The 19,431-nt window shown below is 61.6% G+C and carries 22 protein-coding genes; 8 read left to right on the top strand and 14 right to left on the bottom strand.

What is annotated here, in order from left to right:
- Window positions 1–76: 76 nt before the first annotated feature.
- The 3 genes from U5G49_RS19920 (at window position 77) to U5G49_RS19910 (ending at window position 1,883) form a co-directional block, all read left to right on the top strand.
- On the top strand, window positions 77–730 hold the full coding sequence (locus U5G49_RS19920; RefSeq protein WP_113543717.1) for a hypothetical protein: 654 nt from the start codon (window positions 77–79) through the stop codon (window positions 728–730).
- A gap of 134 nt (window positions 731–864) precedes the next feature.
- A complete protein-coding gene (gene hpt / locus U5G49_RS19915; RefSeq protein WP_003567049.1) occupies window positions 865–1,407 on the top strand; it encodes a hypoxanthine phosphoribosyltransferase in 543 nt (180 codons plus the stop codon).
- 116 nt (window positions 1,408–1,523) lie between these two features.
- Window positions 1,524–1,883 carry a response regulator gene (locus U5G49_RS19910; protein WP_003543311.1) on the top strand — a complete coding sequence of 120 codons (360 nt, stop codon included), beginning with the start codon at window positions 1,524–1,526 and terminating at the stop codon, window positions 1,881–1,883.
- Between the two features lie 241 nt (window positions 1,884–2,124).
- Here U5G49_RS19910 and U5G49_RS19905 read toward each other — a convergent pair whose 3' ends face one another.
- The 4 genes from U5G49_RS19905 to argH all read right to left on the bottom strand — a co-directional run bounded on the left by U5G49_RS19905 (window position 2,125) and on the right by argH (window position 8,173).
- The gene (locus tag U5G49_RS19905; protein WP_193444664.1) at window positions 2,125–4,779 is read right to left on the bottom strand and encodes a TIGR02302 family protein; all 2,655 of its coding nucleotides are present in this window, start codon (window positions 4,777–4,779) and stop codon (window positions 2,125–2,127) included.
- 365 nt (window positions 4,780–5,144) lie between these two features.
- Window positions 5,145–6,413, bottom strand: coding sequence for a diaminopimelate decarboxylase (gene lysA / locus U5G49_RS19900; RefSeq protein WP_193444665.1), 1,269 nt, complete (start codon window positions 6,411–6,413; stop codon window positions 5,145–5,147).
- A gap of 11 nt (window positions 6,414–6,424) precedes the next feature.
- Complete coding sequence (gene lptM, locus U5G49_RS19895; RefSeq protein WP_113543674.1) at window positions 6,425–6,637, bottom strand: LPS translocon maturation chaperone LptM; 213 nt, start codon at window positions 6,635–6,637, stop codon at window positions 6,425–6,427.
- 132 nt (window positions 6,638–6,769) lie between these two features.
- A complete protein-coding gene (gene argH, locus U5G49_RS19890; RefSeq protein ID WP_018448101.1) occupies window positions 6,770–8,173 on the bottom strand; it encodes an argininosuccinate lyase in 1,404 nt (467 codons plus the stop codon).
- Window positions 8,174–8,199: 26 nt separating this feature from the next.
- Between argH and tlpA the strand changes: the two genes are divergently transcribed.
- Window positions 8,200–8,862, top strand: coding sequence for a thiol:disulfide interchange protein TlpA (gene tlpA / locus U5G49_RS19885; RefSeq protein WP_193444666.1), 663 nt, complete (start codon window positions 8,200–8,202; stop codon window positions 8,860–8,862).
- A 178-nt stretch (window positions 8,863–9,040) separates the two neighbouring features.
- On the opposite strand, the gene U5G49_RS19880 is transcribed toward tlpA, so the two are convergent.
- From U5G49_RS19880 to U5G49_RS19850, 7 genes are all read right to left on the bottom strand, one after another.
- Entirely contained in the window at window positions 9,041–9,922 is an 882-nt protein-coding gene (locus U5G49_RS19880) for a 3-hydroxybutyryl-CoA dehydrogenase (RefSeq protein WP_003543296.1), read from the bottom strand.
- A 148-nt stretch (window positions 9,923–10,070) separates the two neighbouring features.
- Window positions 10,071–11,000, bottom strand: coding sequence for an electron transfer flavoprotein subunit alpha/FixB family protein (locus tag U5G49_RS19875; RefSeq protein ID WP_193444667.1), 930 nt, complete (start codon window positions 10,998–11,000; stop codon window positions 10,071–10,073).
- Between the two features lie 25 nt (window positions 11,001–11,025).
- A complete protein-coding gene (locus tag U5G49_RS19870; protein WP_193444668.1) occupies window positions 11,026–11,775 on the bottom strand; it encodes an electron transfer flavoprotein subunit beta/FixA family protein in 750 nt (249 codons plus the stop codon).
- A gap of 185 nt (window positions 11,776–11,960) precedes the next feature.
- The gene (locus U5G49_RS19865; protein ID WP_113543129.1) at window positions 11,961–12,746 is read right to left on the bottom strand and encodes a rhomboid family intramembrane serine protease; all 786 of its coding nucleotides are present in this window, start codon (window positions 12,744–12,746) and stop codon (window positions 11,961–11,963) included.
- A gap of 33 nt (window positions 12,747–12,779) precedes the next feature.
- Window positions 12,780–13,358, bottom strand: a complete 579-nt coding sequence (locus U5G49_RS19860) for a cob(I)yrinic acid a,c-diamide adenosyltransferase (protein ID WP_193444669.1) — start codon at window positions 13,356–13,358, stop codon at window positions 12,780–12,782.
- A gap of 21 nt (window positions 13,359–13,379) precedes the next feature.
- Window positions 13,380–13,583 (bottom strand): twin transmembrane helix small protein, encoded by a 204-nt coding sequence (locus U5G49_RS19855; RefSeq protein WP_018243774.1) that lies wholly within the window; start codon window positions 13,581–13,583, stop codon window positions 13,380–13,382.
- Window positions 13,584–13,601: 18 nt separating this feature from the next.
- Window positions 13,602–14,435, bottom strand: a complete 834-nt coding sequence (locus U5G49_RS19850) for an SDR family oxidoreductase (RefSeq protein WP_193444670.1) — start codon at window positions 14,433–14,435, stop codon at window positions 13,602–13,604.
- A 76-nt stretch (window positions 14,436–14,511) separates the two neighbouring features.
- On the opposite strand from U5G49_RS19850, the gene U5G49_RS19845 reads away from it, so the two are divergent.
- Entirely contained in the window at window positions 14,512–15,435 is a 924-nt protein-coding gene (locus U5G49_RS19845) for a YihY/virulence factor BrkB family protein (RefSeq protein ID WP_018243772.1), read from the top strand.
- Here U5G49_RS19845 and gluQRS read toward each other — a convergent pair.
- Entirely contained in the window at window positions 15,400–16,281 is an 882-nt protein-coding gene (gene gluQRS, locus U5G49_RS19840; protein ID WP_193444671.1) for a tRNA glutamyl-Q(34) synthetase GluQRS, read from the bottom strand. The two genes, U5G49_RS19845 and gluQRS, sit on opposite strands and share 36 nt — an antisense overlap.
- On the opposite strand from gluQRS, the gene U5G49_RS19835 reads away from it, so the two are divergent.
- Window positions 16,280–16,972 carry a DNA-3-methyladenine glycosylase family protein gene (locus U5G49_RS19835; RefSeq protein ID WP_193444688.1) on the top strand — a complete coding sequence of 231 codons (693 nt, stop codon included), beginning with the start codon at window positions 16,280–16,282 and terminating at the stop codon, window positions 16,970–16,972. The genes gluQRS and U5G49_RS19835 overlap by 2 nt on opposite strands.
- Window positions 16,973–17,083: 111 nt before the next feature.
- Complete coding sequence (locus tag U5G49_RS19830) at window positions 17,084–17,641, top strand: HNH endonuclease (RefSeq protein WP_011653702.1); 558 nt, start codon at window positions 17,084–17,086, stop codon at window positions 17,639–17,641.
- 73 nt (window positions 17,642–17,714) lie between these two features.
- On the opposite strand, the gene U5G49_RS19825 is transcribed toward U5G49_RS19830, so the two are convergent.
- Window positions 17,715–18,233, bottom strand: a complete 519-nt coding sequence (locus tag U5G49_RS19825; RefSeq protein WP_193444672.1) for a disulfide bond formation protein B — start codon at window positions 18,231–18,233, stop codon at window positions 17,715–17,717.
- 78 nt (window positions 18,234–18,311) lie between these two features.
- Window positions 18,312–18,902 carry a YqaA family protein gene (locus tag U5G49_RS19820; protein ID WP_193444673.1) on the bottom strand — a complete coding sequence of 197 codons (591 nt, stop codon included), beginning with the start codon at window positions 18,900–18,902 and terminating at the stop codon, window positions 18,312–18,314.
- A gap of 202 nt (window positions 18,903–19,104) precedes the next feature.
- On the opposite strand from U5G49_RS19820, the gene U5G49_RS19815 reads away from it, so the two are divergent.
- Window positions 19,105–19,389, top strand: a complete 285-nt coding sequence (locus U5G49_RS19815; protein WP_047623053.1) for a hypothetical protein — start codon at window positions 19,105–19,107, stop codon at window positions 19,387–19,389.
- Window positions 19,390–19,431 lie beyond the last annotated feature (42 nt).

Here is a 19,431-nt window from a genome sequence, read left to right as displayed (position 1 = left end):
CGACTGAGCAGGATTCGTTTCAATGCCAGATTTCTCCTGGCAACGAAACCATGTGGACATCTGCGAGGCAGCCACCATGGAAGCATCCTCCTTCAGTCGCCGGACGCCGGGCCAGGCCTATGATTTCCTGCCGCCGGAACCCGCCAACCGCCAGTACCGCTCGGCGCGACCTGCCGATATCTCCGACGCCGAATTCGTTACCCTCGGCAAAGTGCGGCCCAGGGAATTCAATGCAAGGAGTTATAACGACAACCGCAAGCGCATGGCTGCCGCACAGGCCGCACAGCCGGCGCTGATGCCGGCTATGGCTGCTTCCGTTCTGAGGACAGTGGAATCCTGGCTGCAGCGCGCGTCGATGCGGAGCTTCGCAGCGCTGGTGTTGGCGCTCGTCGTGCTCGTCTTCGGGCTTGCAGGTGGTTTTTCCGGCCTTTCCGGCGAGCGAGCCTATTCCGGAGCGCCGCTGCATTTCACCCATGTCACGGTGACGCCGCGTGATGCGAACGGCATGCGCGTTCTCGTCATCAACGGCATCATCGAAAACGAGAGCGGCACGACGCAGACGGTGCATCCGATCCGTGCCGATCTCGTGACCGACGAGCGGCTGACCGCAAGCATCGTCATCAACCCGCCGGCGGATGTGATCTATAGCGGCCAGAGCCGGGGCTTCTCGGCTCGCGTCCAGCATGCCGGCGGAAAAATGCCGGAGGTCCGGCTTTCCTTCCTGCCATAGATGTAACAGGACATGGAATGGCCGACTTTCCCGCCACAGGTCGCGCCAATCGCGTTAATTTCATAGCCGACGAGGCTGTTTCAGGCTCGCATATGTGCTAACGGCTTACCCTTCTTTTCATGGAGCAAGCCCCTATGCCTGTCGTGCGCGGAAAAAACATCGAGCCGCTCTTCACCGCCGAGCAGATCGCCGAGCGCAATCATTCGATGGCGCGGGAGATCGCCAATGGCCCGACCAAGGACCTGCTCGTCATCGCCGTGCTGAAGGGCTCCTTCATCTTCGCCGCCGACCTGATCCGCGCCCTGCATGATAGCGGGCTTGCCCCGGAGGTCGAGTTCATCACACTGTCGAGTTACGGCATCGGCACGGTTTCGCAGGGCGTGCGCATCGTCAAGGATATCGACAGCGACGTCCATGGCCGCGACGTTCTGCTGATCGACGATATCCTCGAATCCGGCCGAACGCTGCTCTTTGCCAAGGAACTGCTCTTCGAGCGTGGCGCGCGCAACGTCACGATCGCCGTGCTGCTCGACAAGCGCGTCAAGCGCAAGGAAAAGCTGGAGGCTGACTATGTCGGCTTCGAATGCCCCGACTATTTTGTCGTGGGCTACGGCATGGATGTCGCCTATGCCTTTCGCGAACTGCCCTTCGTCGGCGTGGTTACCGGGGACGCCTGAACTGTTGCCTTCAAGACGGGTTGTTAACCATCTCGTCCATCGCTTCGTCATCTTTACCGATCGAAAAGGAAAGTCTGGTGATTTCCGTCGCGGGGCTGATACGGAGCGATGCACATATGGCAAGAATTCTGATTACGGAAGACGAGGACTCCCTGCGGTCCTTCGTAGCCCGGGCCCTTAGGCTTGATGGCCACGAGACCGATGAGGCGGCCGATGGGGCCGAGGGCTTGGAGAAGCTCAAAGACGGGGTCTACGATCTACTGCTTTCAGATATCCGCATGCCCGTGATGGACGGCATTGAACTCGCCCATCAGGCAAAAGACGCTTTTCCTGGCTTGAAAATCCTGCTGATGACCGGCTATGCCGAGCAGCGCGAACGGGCCGACGATCTTGCCGAAAAGATCATCGACGTCGTCGCCAAGCCATTCGCGCTTCCCGATATCCGCAAGGCAGTCGCCCGAGCGCTTGTCGCTTAGAGCCAGGATGCTGAAAAGCGTGATTTCGGGCGAAATCATGCTCCATTTCTTTGATTGAGATCACGATTCAGATTCTAAAGCGCGTCGCCATCTTTCAGATTCGCGCCTTGCGCTTTAGGTCTTTGTTTTTACGCAAGTCGTTATCGCAAAACCGCTGCACACTTTTGCGCGACATGCTTTAGGCCGGTTCGGCCTGGAATGATCTTGTTCTAACGCGCCTGCTGTCCATCGCGTTGCGGTGCTACTGGATGTCCAGCAGCCGCTCGAGATAGCGCCGTTCCATTTCCTGCGGCGGATTGTTGCCGAGCTTTTCCCGGATCGCGTCAAGGATTTCTCGCGCCCGCTGAACGTCGATTTCGTCGGGCACCTTCACGCTGTTGTCGCCGAAATCCGGCCCTTGGGTCCGGCGTGGCCGGCCGAGTGGGTCGCGGCCGTTCTGGTCGCCCTGGCCAACCTGGCCGTTCGGACCTTGACCCTGTTGGCCCTGCTGCGCCTGCATCATTTGGTTCATCATGTCGCGGGCGCCCTGGCGAAGCGCTTCCAACGCGCGGCCCTGGCCCTCGACGGCCGGTTGGCCGCGGCCCTGGCCGAGTTCACGGCCGGCGCCCTCCATTTCACGCTGCGCCTGGCCAAAGCCCGGGCCAGGCTTCATGCCCATCTCGCCGAGACTCTTCTGCAATTCGCCGAGCTGCTTGCCGAGCGCATCCTGCTGGGCGCGCAGCTGTTTTAGCGCCTCACGCAACTGCTCGGCCGTCATCTGGTCGGAGGGCTGCTGGCCTTCCTTGCCTTGCTGGCCCTGCTGCTGATCCTGAGGCTCGCCGTTCTCTCCGGGGTTCATCTCGTCGAGCAGCGGATCGTTCTCGCCCATATCAGACTCACCGCGCTGCATGCGGTCCCTGAGCTGCTGGTCGAGCCGGAAGGTCTGTTCCATCAGCTTCTGTTGGTCGCGCAGGATCTCGCCGAGCTTGTCGATCTGCTTGCGGGCCTCGCTGTTTTCCTGACTCTGCTGGCCGCGCTGTGGACGGCCCGCCTGCAGGTTGTTCATCATCCGCTGCAATTCCGACAGCATCTGCTGGGCGGCGTCACGATTGCCGGAGCGGGCGAGATTCTCGATCTGGTCCATCATCCGTTCCAGATCCTGCTGACGCAGGATATTCTGCGCGTTCTGGTTCGGCTGCATCGGCGCGTTCTGCATGCGTTGGGCGAGCTCGGTCATATAGTCCTGCATCGCCTTGCGCAGTTCGTCCATCAGCTTCTTGATCTCCGCGTCCGGAGCGTTGCGATCCAACGCGTCGGCAAGGTTCTGCTGGGCCTCACGCAGCTTGCGCTCAGCCAGCGAAAGATCGCCGTCCTCCATGCCGAGGGCGATCTCCCACAGATACTGGGCCGTATCCTTCAGCGCATCTTCGCCCCTTGCGAGCTTCATGCGCGTCAAGGCGGATTCCAAGAGCAGATAGTTGGTGAGCTTGGGGATCGTCTCCTCGGGGCGGATGGTCAGTGCCTCGTTCAGCGCGATCGCCTGCGGCATCTTGCGCGTGTCGAGCGCGAAAACCTGCCGTTCCTCGGCGACAGCCGCGGCAAGCGGCTCGTTGAAGGGCCGCGACGGCAGCGCCATCTCATACGGCGGACTGCGGCCGGTCTGGCCGGCGGCATCCTTGGCGACGAGCGTGATGCGCACGCGCTTGCCGGCAAGCGGATGTTCGGTCAGGTTCCGGCTGGTCACACCCTTGGCGTCGCGGGCGTTGCGGCGGGGAATATCCAGCCGGTATTCCGGCAGCGGATAGAGCGGCGTTGCCGTCGGATCGGTTTCGACGGGAACGATCTCCGCATGCGCCTCCTGGACCCCGTAATCGTCCTTGACCGTGAAGGCGATTTCAAGTGCGCCGTTGACGCTGCGCTTCGGCAGGCCGTCGAAGGCAATTTCTGGCGCCTTGTCGGGGAGCACCTCGAAGCTCCAGCGCCGGCCGTTGACCTCAAGTGCACCGTTCTCCTGGAGCTTCATCATATGCGTCTGCGCGACGAGAGCTTGGCTGGCAGGTGCCGCCGTCGGTTGCTCGCTGCCGGATGCCGCCGTCTGCTGCGGTTTGGTATCCGCCTGTACAGCGATATCCTGCGCCTCGCCGTTCGCCTTGCGGAACACGACTTTTTCGGCCGTCTTTCCGCCGCTGACCCGTACGGTAAGGCCCGAAAACTGCGGAATGCCGATCGGCGCCTGCTCGCTGCCGTCAGCCGTCAGATAGATCGGGGCGCGGCCGGTATAGGAAGGTGGCGTCACCCAGGCGTCGACGCGCACCGCCGGATCGCTGACCACTTGCTCGGGTGCTGCCTGCAATGCGTCGCGGATCGAGCCGCCGTTGATCGACAGCGAATAACCGAAGGCGGTGACGAGCAGCAGCGCCGGGACGGCGCGTAGCGCGAAACGGTCATGCGCGGCGATATCAGGCCGCGGCAGTCCGGCATCGAGTGCTGCGATCTTTTCGGCCATGCGCGTCTGGTGCTCGCGCCAGAGCGCTCGGGCGAAGGGCGTATCGAAGGCCGGCTCGTCTTCCTGGACGGTGACCGGCTGATGCGGCAGGCCGTTGCGCTCCTCCAGCATGCGGTCGGCTTCTGCGATCCTCGGCCAGCGCAGGGTGCGGAAGGGGAGGAGCGAGACGAGAAAAGCACCGGCAAAGGCGATGAGCAGCAGGATGCGTAGCCAGTCCGGCACGCTGCGGAAGAGACCGAACCACGAGGCGGAGAGATAAAAGGCGATGACGGATAGTACCGGCATCAGAGGCGGTAGCAGCTGCTCGAAAAAGAGCACGATGCGCGCCAGCAGGCGTTTCGTCGTCACCAGCCGGGCAAGCGAGGGCCGGAACGCAAATGCACCTTTCTTCTGCCTCGAGGGGCTTGTCATCGGTCCGGTCTCCGCGATCTGGCGTTCTGGAACAGAGGGCGCTTCCGGCGATTGCAGGGCAATACGCTCATGAACGAAAGGATAACACTCTTTGTGGCGAAGGCGAGGGCGAGCGGCCAGTAATACTGGCTTTTCACGGTTATTCGCCAAAAAGTGATGCGACTTAAAGCGCGTCGCGATCTTTCGGATTGCTTCGCGCGCTTTAGGTCTTTGTTTTACCCATGTCGTTATCGGAAAACCGCCGCGCACTTTTGCGCGACATGCTTAGAGCGCCGTGCGTCCTTTCGGACGCACAAAGGACGCTCTAACTCTTTCAATCCTCGCATCGTGCTTTCCGAAAATCGTCCGATTTTCGGGCCGATGCGCTAGTCGAGCCAGGCCGGAACGGAATCGAGGCTGATCAGTTCGGCATAGGTTCTGCGCGGTCGAATCGTATGGAAATCGCTGCCCCTGACCAGAACTTCGGGCACCAGCAGGCGGCTGTTATATGTGCCGGCCTGGACCGCACCATAGGCGCCGGCAGTGCTGACGGCCATCAGGTCGCCGGGCTTCGGCATCGCCATCTCGCGGTCGAGCGCCAGATAATCGCCGGTCTCGCAAACGGGGCCGACCACGTCGGCGCGGATGCGGGGGGCGTTGGCCGCTGAAATTGTTACCGGCCGGATCTCGTGATAGGCCTCGTAGAGCGTCGGGCGGATGAGGTCGTTCATCGCGCCGTCGACGATGACGAAGGTCTTTTCGCCGCCATCCTTCACATAGAGGACCTCGGTCACGAGGATGCCGGCATTGCCGACGATCAGGCGGCCGGGCTCGGTGATGATCTTGCAGTCCAGGCCGCGCAGCTGGTTCTTGACGATTGCCGCATAGGCATCCGGCAGCGGCGGCGGATTGTTGTCGTCCTTGTAGGGGATGCCGAGGCCGCCGCCGATATCGACGTGGTGGATGGTGTGGCCGTCGGCGCGGAGCGTCGCGACAAGGTCGTGCAACAGCTTGAAGGCATCGTCGAAGGGCTGGAGCTCGGTGATCTGGCTGCCGATATGCATGTCGATGCCGGTAACCTCGATGCCCGGCAGCCTGGCGGCATGGGCATAGATGGCGCGGGCGCGCTCCCAGGAGATGCCGAACTTGTTTTCCTTCTTGCCGGTCGAGATCTTGGAATGCGTCTTCGCATCGACATCCGGGTTGATGCGGAAGGAGACCGGCGCTTTCTTGCCCGCGCTGACGGCGCGCTGATTGAGGATCTCGAGCTCGGGCTCGGATTCGACGTTGAAGCAGTAGATGCCGGCCTCAAGCGCAAAATCCATCTCGAACGGCGTCTTGCCGACACCTGAGAACATGATGCGGCTCGCCGGAATATCGGCGGCAAGCGCGCGGCGCAGTTCGCCTTCCGAGACGACATCGATGCCGGCGCCGAGGCGGCCCAGCGTCTTCAGCACCGCCTGGTTCGAATTCGCCTTCATCGCATAACAGACCATGGAGTCCATGTCGGCGAACGCTTCCGAAAAGACGCGGTAGTGGCGTTCCAGCGTCGCGGTGGAATAGACGTAGAAAGGTGTGCCGACCGCCTTGGCGATCTCGGGAACGGGAACGTTCTCGGCATGAAGGACGCCGTCACGGTACTCGAAATGGTTCACGGGCTTATGCCTTAAAGAAGGGGATCGAGAAGGAAGGGCTTGTCGACAGTTCCCGGCTGTTTCGTCGGCTTGGAAACGTCGCCTTCCTTGGTTGCCGCAGCACTCGGCGGATCGAGGTCGCCCTTGCGCCCGCATCCGGCAACGGCAAGGCCGATGACGGCGAGAACCGCCGTCAGGCGGATGAGATGCGGCAAGCTGTTCATGGATATCCTCTTCTGCGGCATGTGCTGGCATCATTCATATCGAATGATGGACATCTTCATAGCGAAGTTTATCCGCCTTGTGCACCCTGATTGTTGGACGGTCTTTCCACCTGCAGGAAGGGTGTGGCGGCTCTTCGCCACGCCTGATATCTCTTAGTTGCGGGCGCGCCAGAAGGCGATCTGCCTGCGCACTTCGGACGGCGCCGTGCCGCCGAAGCTCTTGCGGCTGGCGACCGAGGCCTCGACGGTCAGCACGTCGTAGACCTTGTCGGTGATGTCGGGGTGAATCGCCTGCAGATCGGAAAGCGGAAGTTCGGCAAGGTCGCAGCCCTTGCTTTCGGCGAGTGCTACGGCGCGGCCGGTCACGTGATGGGCATCGCGGAAGGGGAGACCGGCTTCGCGCACCAGCCAGTCGGCAAGATCGGTCGCCGTCGAATAGCCGGAGCCGGCCGCCGCCTTCATGCGCGCGGTGTTGATGGTCATGTCGCGCACCATGCCGGTCATGGCAGCGATTGCCAGTTCCAGGCTCTCGGCTGCGTCGAAGACCTGTTCCTTGTCTTCCTGCATGTCCTTGGAATAGGCGAGCGGCAGACCCTTCATGATCGTCAACAGCGCCACCAGCGAGCCGTTGATGCGGCCGGTCTTGGCGCGCACCAGTTCAGCGGCATCCGGATTCTTCTTCTGCGGCATGATCGACGAGCCGGTCGAGAAGGCGTCGGAGAGACGCACGAATCCGAATTGCGGGGTCGACCAAATGACGATCTCTTCTGCCAGACGCGACAGGTGCATGCCCGCAATCGCCGCGATCGACAGGAATTCGATGGCGAAATCGCGGTCGGAGACCGTATCGATGGAGTTGCGGGTCGGCTCGCGGAAACCGAGCGCCTTGGCTGTCATGTGGCGGTCGATCGGATAGCCGGTGCCGGCAAGGGCTGCGGCGCCGATGGGGCTTTCATCCAGATGCTCGATGGCGTGGCGCACGCGCGAGCGATCGCGGCCGAACATTTCGACATAGGCCATGCAGTGATGGCCGAAGGTAACGGGCTGGGCGGTCTGCAGATGGGTGAAGCCCGGCATGACGCTTTCGGCATGTTCTTCGGCGCGGTCGAGGAAGGCCGCGATCAGGCCGGTCAGCATCTGCTCGGTCTTCTGCAGCTCTTCCTTCACCCAGAGGCGGAAGTCGAGCGCCACCTGATCATTGCGCGAGCGGGCGGTGTGCAGGCGGCCGGCGGCCGGTCCGATCAGCGTCGCCAGGCGTGCCTCGACATTCATGTGGATGTCTTCGAGCTGACGCGAGAATTCGAAATTGCCGCTTTCGATTTCTGACAGGATCGTGTTTAGCCCGTGAACGATCTTGTCCTTATCGTCTGATGAAATGATCGCCTGATGGGCAAGCATGGTCGCGTGGGCGATCGAACCGCGGATGTCCTGGGCGAATAGCTTCTTGTCGAAACCGATCGAGGCATTTATCTCCTCCATGATCGCGTCCGGGCCGGAGGCGAAGCGCCCACCCCACATCTGGTTGGAGGATTTGGTGTCCGTGTTGTTCTCGGCCATGGAAGATGCCCGTCCTGGAGAATGAAATGACGACGAAAAAACCCTTCGGCCTGCCGTCCGGAAAATTGATCGCAATCGCCGCCGTCGCAGGTGTCGTTGCAGGTGCGGCAGCGGTATACGTGAAGGAGAAGGGGATTGGCAATGGGATCGGCAGCAGCGCTTCGGCCGAATGCGCGCTGGCGAAGGAGCGTGCTGCCAATCTGGCACCGCTCATGAAGGGGCAGGTGGCCGCCATGGTTGCCGCCACCGAGCCGCGCAAGCTGACGGCGGTTTCCTTCAACGGGCCGGATGGCAAGCCGCTGACGCTCGATCATTTCGCCGGCAAGACCGTGCTTCTCAATCTCTGGGCCACCTGGTGCGTGCCCTGCCGCGAGGAAATGCCGGCGCTGAACGCACTCGAAAAGGAGATGGGTAGCGACAGGTTCCAGGTCGTGCCGGTCAATATCGACACCGGCGACGATGAGAAGCCGAAGACGTTCCTGACTGAAACCGGCGTCGATTCGCTGCAGCTCTACCGCGACAATACGATCGGCGTGTTCAACAGCCTGAAGAAGGAAGGCCTTGCCTTCGGCCTTCCGGTGACGCTGCTGCTCAACGACAAGGGCTGCCTGATCTCCGCCATGAACGGCCCGGCCGCGTGGGATAGCGAAGACGCGAAGGCGCTAATCAAGGGTGCGATCGGGTCGTAACGACGTTGATCAGGAGTCCCCATCTCCTCTCATGAGAAAGACGCCGGCGATTCCGATAAGGACGCAGCATTGCAGCAGGAACATGGGTGTTTCGGTCGACATGGCGTTTCCTCCCGTTCCCGGCAAGGAAAGCATTTAGCGGGCGCTCGGTCTATTCGCCCTTTCAGGTGATGGCCGCTTACCGCGTCGGGACCGGCACTTCGCCACGATAGTCATAGAAGCCGCGGCCGGACTTGCGTCCGAGCCAGCCGGCTTCGACATATTTTACCAGCAGCGGGCAGGGACGATATTTCGAATCCGCCAGGCCGTCATGCAGCACCTGCATGATCGAGAGGCAGGTGTCGAGGCCGATGAAATCGGCAAGCTGTAGCGGTCCCATCGGGTGGTTGGCGCCGAGCTTCATCGCCGTATCGATGGCGTCGACCGTGCCGACGCCTTCATAGAGCGTGTAGATCGCTTCGTTGATCATCGGCAGCAGGATGCGGTTGACGATGAAGGCAGGGAAATCCTCGGCGACGGTGATGGTCTTTTCCAGAGTTCCGACGAATTCCTTGGCGGCGGAAAAGGTCTTCTCGTCGGTCGCGATGCCGCGCACCAGTTCGACCAGCTTCATCACCGGCACCGGGTTCATGAAATGTATGCCCATGAAGCGCTCGGGGCGGTCGGTGGCGGCAGCAAGCCGGGTGATAGAAAGGGAAGAGGTGTTGGTGGCAAGCAGTGCTTCCGGCTTCAGGACCGGACAGACCTGCGTATAGATCTTGCGCTTGACCGTTTCATCCTCGGTGGCGGCCTCGATGACGAGATCGGAGGGGGCGAGATCATTGACATCGGACGAGCCTGTGATGAGCGACAAGGTCGACTTGCGCTCCTCTTCGGTCATCTTGCCGTTCGTCACCAGGCGGGCCAGGTTGCCGTTGATGGTGGCAAGGCCAGATTCGATGCGGTCCTGCGAGAGATCGTAGATGTGAACCCTGTAACCTGCGGCGGCCGAAACATGCGCGATGCCGCAGCCCATCTGACCGGCACCGATAATACCAATATTCTTCAACACCGCATTCATCTCCAAACCCCCGCACGGCATTCGCCCCCGCGCCGCCGCATTTTTCTAGCAATACTGCCGGACGAAGGATCGCCCGGCAGCAGTAGTAGCCCGATAAAAGATAATTTTCCAGTCATTCGCAAGTGCGAAAGAAAAGCATTTGGCGCGGTCACAGCGCCTTTTGCAATTCCGGCAGGGCGTCGAAGAGATCGGCGACCAGTCCGTAGTCGGCGACCTGGAAGATCGGCGCCTCCTCGTCCTTGTTGATGGCGACGATGACCTTCGAATCCTTCATGCCGGCCAGATGCTGAATGGCGCCTGAAATGCCGCAGGCAATATAGAGCTGCGGCGCCACCACCTTGCCGGTCTGGCCGACCTGCCAGTCGTTCGGCGCATAACCGGCATCGACGGCCGCACGGGATGCGCCGACGGCAGCACCGAGCTTGTCGGCAAGCGGCAGGATGACCTCCCTGAACTTCTCGGCAGAGCCGAGTGCCCGGCCGCCGGAGATGATGATCTTCGCAGACGTCAGTTCCGGACGGTCGGAGGCCGACAGCGCGTCCCTGACGAAGGTCGACAGCCCGGGATCGGAAACCGCCGGGATCGCCTCGACGGTGGCCGAACCACCGTCCGGCGAAGAGGCGAAGGATGCGGTGCGCACGGTGATCACCTTTTTGGCATCGGTCGCCTGCACCGTCTGGATCGCGTTGCCGGCATAGATCGGCCGCTTGAAGGTATCGGACGAGATCACCTCGATGATCTCCGAGACCTGGGCAACGTCGAGCAGGGCTGCCACCCGCGGCAGCACGTTCTTGCCGACCGAGGTGGCGGCCGAGATGATCGTGTCGTAGCTTCCCGCCAGCGAGACGATCAGGTCAGCCAGCGGCTCGGCCAGATTGTTGGCCAGTTCGTCGCTTTCGGCGAGCAGCACCTTGGAGACGCCGGCAAGCTTGGCAGCCGCATCGGCAGCAGGCTTGGCAGCCTTGCCGGCAACCAGCACATGCACGTCGCCGCCGATCTTGGTTGCAGCCGTCAGCGTCTTGGCGGTCTGGTCGGACAGGCTTGCATTGTCGTGGTCAGCCAGAAGAAGAATGGTCATGATGATGGTTCCTGTTCCAACCTGATTACAGCACGCCGGCTTCGTTTTTGAGCTTGTCGATGAGTTCGGCGACCGACTTGACCTTGACGCCGGCCTTGCGGCCCGACGGCTCCTCGGTCTTCAAGACCTTGAGGCGCGGCGTGGTCGACACGCCGAAATCATCAGGGCTCTTCTTGTCGAGCGGCTTCTTCTTCGCCTTCATGATATTCGGCAGCGAGGCATAACGCGGTTCGTTCAAGCGCAGATCCGTGGTGACGACCGCCGGCAGCTTGATCTCGATCGTCTGCAGGCCGCCATCGACTTCACGGGTCACCTGCGCCTTGCCATCGCCGATCTCGATCTTCGAGGCGAAGGTCGCCTGGGCAGTTCCCATCAGCGCCGCCAGCATCTGGCCGGTCTGGTTGCTGTCGTCATCGATCGCCTGCTTGCCGACGATGATCAGGCCGGGCTGTTCGGCATCGGCCACAGCCTTGAGGATCTTGGCGACAGTGAGCGGCTCGATCTGATCGTCGGTCTCGACCAGGATCGCCCGGTCGGCGCCCATGGCAAGTGCGGTGCGCAGCGTCTCCTCGGCCTTGGCCGGACCGATCGACACCACGACCACTTCCTCGGCCTTGCCGGCTTCCTTCAGCCGCAACGCCTCTTCCACCGAGATCTCGTCGAACGGGTTCATCGACATCTTCACATTGGCAAGCTCGACACCCGTGCCATCCGGCTTCACCCGGATCTTCACGTTGTAGTCGACAACCCGTTTGACTGGGACGAGTATCTTCATGGGGTCCTTCCTTCAGGAGAAACTGGCTTCAGAGGCTTTTTAGAAAATGCGCGCTTGGGCGCCGCTCCGATTGTCGAATGGCGACATGGATACGCGTTTTTCCTCCAAATTCAACGCTTCCATGACGCCGACAGGCAATTTGCCTCGGCAATATATGGACGTTTACGTTCACGTCAATATTGTCGTCAGCGACGGCCCCAGGGAAATCGCTGTGCCGTCCGCCCGTCCGTGCCGGCTGCGATGGCCGGGCCGGCGCCTGTGTCGTTTCTGACGGCGCGGGGCGTGACGATCTGCCGGTCGAAGAGCGGCACACCAGGTCGGCGCAACACCAGGATCAGGAAAGCCCCGGCAAGGATGCCGCCGACATGCGCCCCCCAGGAAACGTCGCCGTCAGGTGCGATCGCCAGCATGAAGAACTGCTGCCCGATCCACAGAAGCAGCGGCACGAAGGCCGGCAGGGGCAACGGCACACGGAAAAACACCAGCACCCAGACCCTGACGCGTGGATGCAGCAAGACATAGGCGGCAACGACGCCGGAGACCGCCCCCGATGCGCCGACCAGCGGCGCTTCCGAGGTCATGGTCAGCAGGCCGTGGCAAAGCGCGCCGGCGGCGGCGCAAACGAGATAGAAAATCAGGAAGCGCAGATGTCCCATCGCATCCTCGACATTGTCGCCGAAGACCCAGAGGAAGATCATGTTGCCGGCCAGATGCCAGAAGCCGGTGTGGACGAAGGCATAGGTGAGGTAGGTCAGCGGTTCCGGCACGATTTCGAGTCCCTGCGCCAGCATCGCATGGCCGAAGGCAATCGCCGGGATGTAGCCGAGCCCGACGGTCGTCGCCTGGGCTGCCTGTTCGCTCTCCAGGCTGGTCAAAAGCCAGACCGCGATATTCAGCGCGATCAGTGTGAGCGTCACCCACTGAACCTTGATATATTTCAGCGTATTGGCATCGTGAAGTGGTATGAACATAAAGGCCCCCCGGCGATCGTGAACGCGGCAAGCCTATCTGTTTTTTCCCGGAACCCAAAGTACATCCGCATGGCCCTGGTCATTTGCATGACGCGCGGCGACGAAGAGGAAATCGGAGAGGCGGTTGACGTATTTCATCGCCGGCTCGCCGACGATTTCGCCGTCGGTGCGGGTAAGCGCGACCATCAAACGCTCGGCGCGCCGCGCAATCGTGCGGGCAAGATGCAGATGGGCGGCAGCCGGGCTGCCGCCTGGTAGGATGAAGGATTTCAGCGGCTCCAGCCCGGCGTTCAGCAGGTCGATATCGTGCTCGACGCGGTCGACCTGCGTCTCGGCGATCCGCAGCGGCTCATAGGCCGGTGGCTCACCGGTGTCAGGGGTGGCGAGATCGGCGCCGAGATCGAAGAGATCGTTCTGGATCGACATCAGCATGGCGTCGAGTTCGGGCAAGCCGGCCGTGTGCAGCCGCGCCAGGCCGATCGCGGAATTGGCCTCATCGATCGTGCCGTAGGCCTCGACGCGCAGATCGTCTTTTAGCCGGCGCGGGCCGGAAACCAGCCCGGTCGTGCCGTCATCGCCTGTTTTCGTGTAGATCTTGTTGAGCTTGACCATGGTTTCCCCCTTGAAGTCCGGTCAGGTCGGGCGGCCGCCGCCGGTCAGCCAGAGCGTCAGCATGATCAGGACGACGGCGATCGCCTGCAACAGCACACGAAGCTGCATCAGCTTGTTGGAACGGTTGGCATCGCCGCCCTTCATCATGTTGAAGAGACCGCGGATCAGGACGAGGGCGACGACGCCCATGACGATGATTGCGAGGATATAGGTGACCGTGGACATAGCGTTCTGCTTTCTCAGTCAGTCCGTCCAGCGCATCAGGCGGTAGAAGAGGTCTGCCGGAAGCAGCCGCTTCAGGAACATGCCCTGCTTAGCCGGAGTCGTTACAGGATAATGTGGCCTCGGATTTTTCGAGTTCAATGCGTGTTTCAATACGGAATAGACCGCTTCCGGGCCGAGTTTATGGCGGTTGACCGGCCCCGATCCGTCGAGTCTCGCCAGTTGTCTGGTGTAATCGACTGCGTGCGGCGAATTCTCGAGATCGATATGCTCCTTGAACTTGGCGAGCGCATTGGCGGTGAACCGCGTGGCGATCGGTCCCGGCTCGATCAGGCTGACATGGATGCCACTGCCCTGCAGCTCCATGCGCAGGGTGATGCTGAGACCTTCCAGCGCGAATTTGGAAGCGGTGTAGGCGCCGCGAAAGCGATAGGGGACAATGCCGAGGATCGACGAACATTGCACGATCCTCCCCTCTCCGCGTTTGCGCATTGGCGGAATGACCTGCCGCGTCAGCTCGTGCCAGCCGAAGAAATTCGCCTCGAACTGCGCGCGCAGCGTTGCCGTCGATAGATCCTCGACGGCGCCCGGCTGGCCGTAGGCGCCGTTATTGAAGAGCGCGTCGATACGACCGCCGCTGCGTTCCAGAACTGCGCCGACCAGGTCGGAAATCGTCTCGGTCCTGGCATAGTCCATCAGGAAGGTTTCGATGCCTTCCGCTTCCAACCCCTTGAGATCGTCCGGCTTGCGCACCGTCGCGAAGACCCGCCAACCATCGGCCTTCAGCGCCCGTGCGCAATGAGCGCCGATACCGGACGAACATCCGGTCACGACGATAGTGCGCTCTCCCGCCATGGAATGATTCCTGTACAAAATGGGACTCGTTTCCCATATTCGGCCAGAGGATACAATCTGGAAAGCCGGAGACGGAATGCTGAAGGTGCTGCGCACGATCTACGACGTGATCTATGACGCGATCTGTCACATGGTCGAGGACGACGGCTTCGCCATGGCAAGTCACGTGGCGCTGTCGAGCCTGCTTGCGGTTTTTCCCTTCCTGATCTTCGGCACGGCGCTTGCAAGCTTCCTCGGCGCCGATCAGTTTTCCTCGACCGCCATCCACCTGATCTTCGACACCTGGCCCGAGGCGATCGCCAAGCCGCTTGCCGACCAGGTGCTGCAGGTGCTGACCATTCCGCGCGGCGGGCTGCTGACGATCTCGGTGCTGGCGGCCGCCTATTTCGCCTCGAACGGTGTCGAGGCGCTGCGCATCTCGCTCAATCGCGCCTACCGGGTGCAGGAAACGCGGCCCTGGTATTTCACGCGTCTCGCCAGCCTGGGCTACGTGCTGATCGCAGTTATCATCTTCACGGCGATCAGCATTCTGCTCGTCGCCCTGCCGCTGGCGCTCGATTATTCCAGGAAGTGGTTTCCGCTGTTTGCCGATACGCTCGATATCGTCTTCAGCTGGCGCATCTATGGCACGCTGGTGGTTCTGACGGTCGGACTGCTGGTCATGCATCTCTGGCTGCCGGCCGGCAAGCGACGGGTCTTCGACGTCATTCCCGGCGTCTTGCTGACGCTGCTTCTCTGGCTCGCCGGCGCGCTGATCTTTGCCTATTATCTCGCGACCTTCGCCAACTATACGGCAACCTATGCCGGTCTCGCCTCTGTCATGATCGTGCTGATCTTCCTCTACATGGTCGGCGTCATCTTCATCATCGGCGCGGAGATCAATGCGGCGCTGATCAAGTTCCGCGTCTTCCGGATGTTCTCCCACACGCTTTCGATCGTCGGCAGAGAGCGTGTCGAAAGGCAATCAGAGCCCGACAAGGCGGCGAACATCCGCCCCTGACATGCCCCGGGCACGCAATTCGCCAAGCCCGCTGTCGCCTTGGCTTTTCGAAAGCTTGCGGCCGTCGGCGTCGAGAACGAGACGATGATGGTGATAGACCGGCTGCGGTAGGCCGAGCAGCACCTGCAACAGCCGGTGCACCGATGTCGCGTGGAAGAGGTCGAGCCCACGCACGACGTGGGTGACGCCCTGCAGCGCATCGTCGATGACCACCGACAGATGATAGCTCGATGGCGCATCCGAGCGCGACAGGATGACGTCGCCCCAGACGTCGGGCTCGGCGGCGATCTCACCTGTCCTGCCGTCGCCGGTTTCCGTCCAGAACAGCAGCTCGCCGATCAGGTCGAGCGCTTTGCGCATATCGAGCCGCCAGGCATGTTTCTTCCCCGAGGTCAGCATGTCCCGCCATTCGTCTGCCGGACGTTCGCGGTCATGTGCGGGATAATGCGGAGTGCCGTCGGGATCGCGCGGCCAGGGTTCACCCGCTGCCTCGTAGGCAGCGATGCGCGCCTTCACCTCGCCGCGCGTCAGAAAGGCCGGATAGACCAGCCCGCGCTCGATCAGCGTGTGCAGCGCCGCCTGATATTCGGGGAAATGTTCCGACTGGCGCCGCACCGGGCTCTCCCAACTGATATCAAGCCATTCGAGATCCCTATGGATGCCGGCCTCGAACTCGGGAGTGCAGCGCGTCTGGTCGATATCCTCGATGCGCAGCAGCAGGCGGCCTTGTTCGGCCTCCGCCATGTCGCGGTTCAGCAGGGCCGAGAGGGCATGTCCGAGATGCAGCGGTCCGTTGGGGCTCGGCGCAAAACGAAAGACGGGTTTTTGACGCTCACTCGTGATCATGCTTTCTTCTGCCATGGATTCGGTTTTTGAACCACTGCGAGGCAAAGTGCAGATCATCCGCAACGAAGACGATGTCAGGCAGGGGCTCGAAGCGTTGCTTCGCCTTGATCCGCGCCTTGCGCCGATCGTCGCGGAGGCCGGGCCCATTCCGCTGCGATTGCGCGAGCCCGGCTTTGCCGGCCTTGCCCATATCATCGTCTCGCAGATGGTGTCGCGCGCCAGCGCCGACGAGATCTGGCGGCGCATGCTGCCGGCGGACGGTTCGCTGACGGCCGAAGGTTACGCACTGCTTCACGCCGAGGCATGGCGCGAATTCGGCCTGTCGCGCGCCAAGGCCGAGACGCTGTCACGGATCGCCGAAGCGGTCGCCTCCGGCCGTCTCGATCTCTCCGGGCTCTGCCTGAAACCGCCGAGCGAGGCGCTTGGCGAACTGACGGCGTTGAAGGGCGTCGGACCGTGGACGGCAGAGGTCTATCTGATGTTTTGCGGCGGAAATGCCGATGTTTTCCCGGCCGGCGATGTCGCGCTGCAGAATGCCGTCGGGGCGGCATTCGGTCTTGCGGCACGGCCGCAGGCGAAGGCGCTTGCTGAGCTTTCGGAAGTCTGGTCGCCGTGGCGCTCGGTGGCGGCACGACTTTTCTGGGCCTACTACGCCACGAAGATGCGCCGTGACATGGTGCCGATCGGCTGATCGGCAACACTCTTCAAATTGCCTTTATCCTCTGAATTTATTGGACTTCACAATCCTGTAACAACCGGCCTAATATACAGGTGCAGATGCCGAATCGATCAGGAGAGTCCCTTGACGATTGCAGTCTCCCCACAGGCCCTGCCGGCGCTCGTCCTGAACGCTGACTACCGGCCGCTGAGTTATTACCCCTTGTCGTTGTGGTCCTGGCAGGACGCGATCAAGGCGGTATTTCTCGACCGTGTGAACATCATAGCAGAATATGAACATTCGGTTTCTTCGCCGAGCTTTTCGATGCGTCTTCCGAGTGTCGTGTGCCTGAAGACTTACGTTCAGCCGTCCCGTAATCCCGCTTTCACCCGGTTCAACGTGTTCCTGCGCGACCGGTTCGAGTGCCAGTATTGCGGCGCCCATGACGACCTGACCTTCGACCACGTCACCCCGCGCGCCCATGGCGGCGAGACCACCTGGGAAAATGTCGTGGCAGCCTGCTCGCCCTGCAATCTGCGCAAGGGCAGCAAGCTTCCGAAGCAGGCAGGCATGTTTCCGGCGCAGAAGCCCTATCAGCCAACGGTGCAGGATCTGCACAATAACGGCCGGCTGTTCCCGCCGAACTATCTGCATGAAAGCTGGCTCGACTATCTCTACTGGGATACCGAACTGCAGCCCTGATCGAACGGCCTACGCGTTGCGCGCCCTGTCAGACGCCAACGGACGCTGCAGTGCTTTGAATTGCTGGACAATTTTACGAGGCCGCCTTGCGAACGCCGACAAAGGCGAAGGCTGCGAGCAGGATTCCGGCAATCACATTCCAGCCCGCAAAAGACAGGCCGAGCACCCGCAGCGCCGCATCGGTGCAGGACGGGCCCTTGATGGTGTTGAGCTCACCAAGCAGATCGCCGGCATTGGTCGTCATGCTGCTTGCCGTCGTCGAGCAGGTGGCCGGCCCGGGCCAGAAGTGCCATTCGACGCCGGCGTGATAAACACCCATTCCTGCTGTTACCAGCATCAGCATGCCGGCCGCGAGAATGAGCGCCCGGGTGATCCAGTTCGGCAGGCCGACGAGCTCGGATATCGCGGCCAGGATCGCGATCGGGATGGCGTAATAATAGGGCTGGCGCTGCAACAGGCAGAGCGCGCAGGGAATATATCCGCCGATATACTGGAAGCCGAGCGCGGTGGCGACCGCCGCCGCCATGCCGATGGCGAGCAACAGGGAATAGATAAAGCCGGGGCGGGCGAGCGGCGAGGAAGTGGCAGTCATGGCGGAACTCCGCGACGTTGGTAGAGCATGAGATGCGAAATCAGATTTCAGGCCTATTCGGCTAAAACTCATTCTCGCCTAGTGAGCGAGATAGCGGTAGGCGGGATATAACACGATTACGGCGGCGGCACCGATACCGACGATCTGGCCGAGCCGCTTTTCGATGAAATCACGGATCGGCTCGCCGTAGCGGCGCAGCAGCCAGGCGAGGAAGAGGAAACGCGCGCCGCGCGCGACGATCGCCGAGACGATGAAAAGCCCCAGATTGACGTGGATGACGCCGGACAGGATGGTGACGATCTTGATCGGCGGCAGATGCGCAAGACCCGAGGTGATGAGCAGCAGCAGGATCCACTCGTAGGTGACATAGGCCTTCATCTGCTCGAAGGCTTCGAACTTGCCGTAGAATTCCAGGATCGGCCGCGCGACCGTCTCATAGGCGTAATAGCCGAGCGCCCAGCCGGCGATGCCGCCGAGCACGGAGGCGACGGTTGCAATCAACGCATAGCGATAGGAGCGTTCCGGCTTGGCAAGCGCCATCGGCAGAAAGAGTACATCGGCGGGGACGAGAAAGACGGAGCTTTCGACGAAGGCGATGACGGCGAGCCAGACTTCGGCCGATTTGCGCGAGGCCAAAGACATGGTCCAGTCGTAAAGTCTGCGGAGCATTCCGTTTCCTTCCTGTTGCAGTGCAAAAGAGCTTTAGGGGCCGTGCGCGGCGCTGTAAATGCTCGCCCGTGTCCTTCCTGCCACCGCCGTCCAAAAATTTTCGTGATGCGGGGTATAGGCGCCTCTCCCAAGATTTCACGGGATTGCGAATCGGCCATTCTGCGGCAAGCTAGTTTGGGTCGACGTGCAGGGTGGCAAGAGAATGTTCAAAGTGATTGAAGGCGGCCTTGGGCAGGCGGCGCAAATGGATGACTGGTCCGAAGAGCGGCTCGGACCAAGCAAAGACGACGTGCGCCGGGAGGCTGCGCGGCGGATCAGCGAGAGCGGTTATAACATGTCCCGCATCCGGGAATTCGCGACCGGCGTGCCGATGCTGGCATCTCTTAAATACTTGTCGCTGCAGATCGATTTCGCAGCCGAGACATTGTCGCGGCTCGATCCGATCCCGGAGGATTTCCGCTCCGATGGCTATTGGCCGGCGGGCTGAAGCAATCACGGTAGCGTGATTGCCGCTGACATGCGGTGGTAT

The organism is Rhizobium indigoferae (assembly GCF_034554815.1).
GTDB lineage: Bacteria > Pseudomonadota > Alphaproteobacteria > Rhizobiales > Rhizobiaceae > Rhizobium > Rhizobium leguminosarum.
The sequence above is the reverse complement of the archived record's forward strand: the minus strand, read 5'-3'. Positions and strand labels throughout refer to the sequence as shown.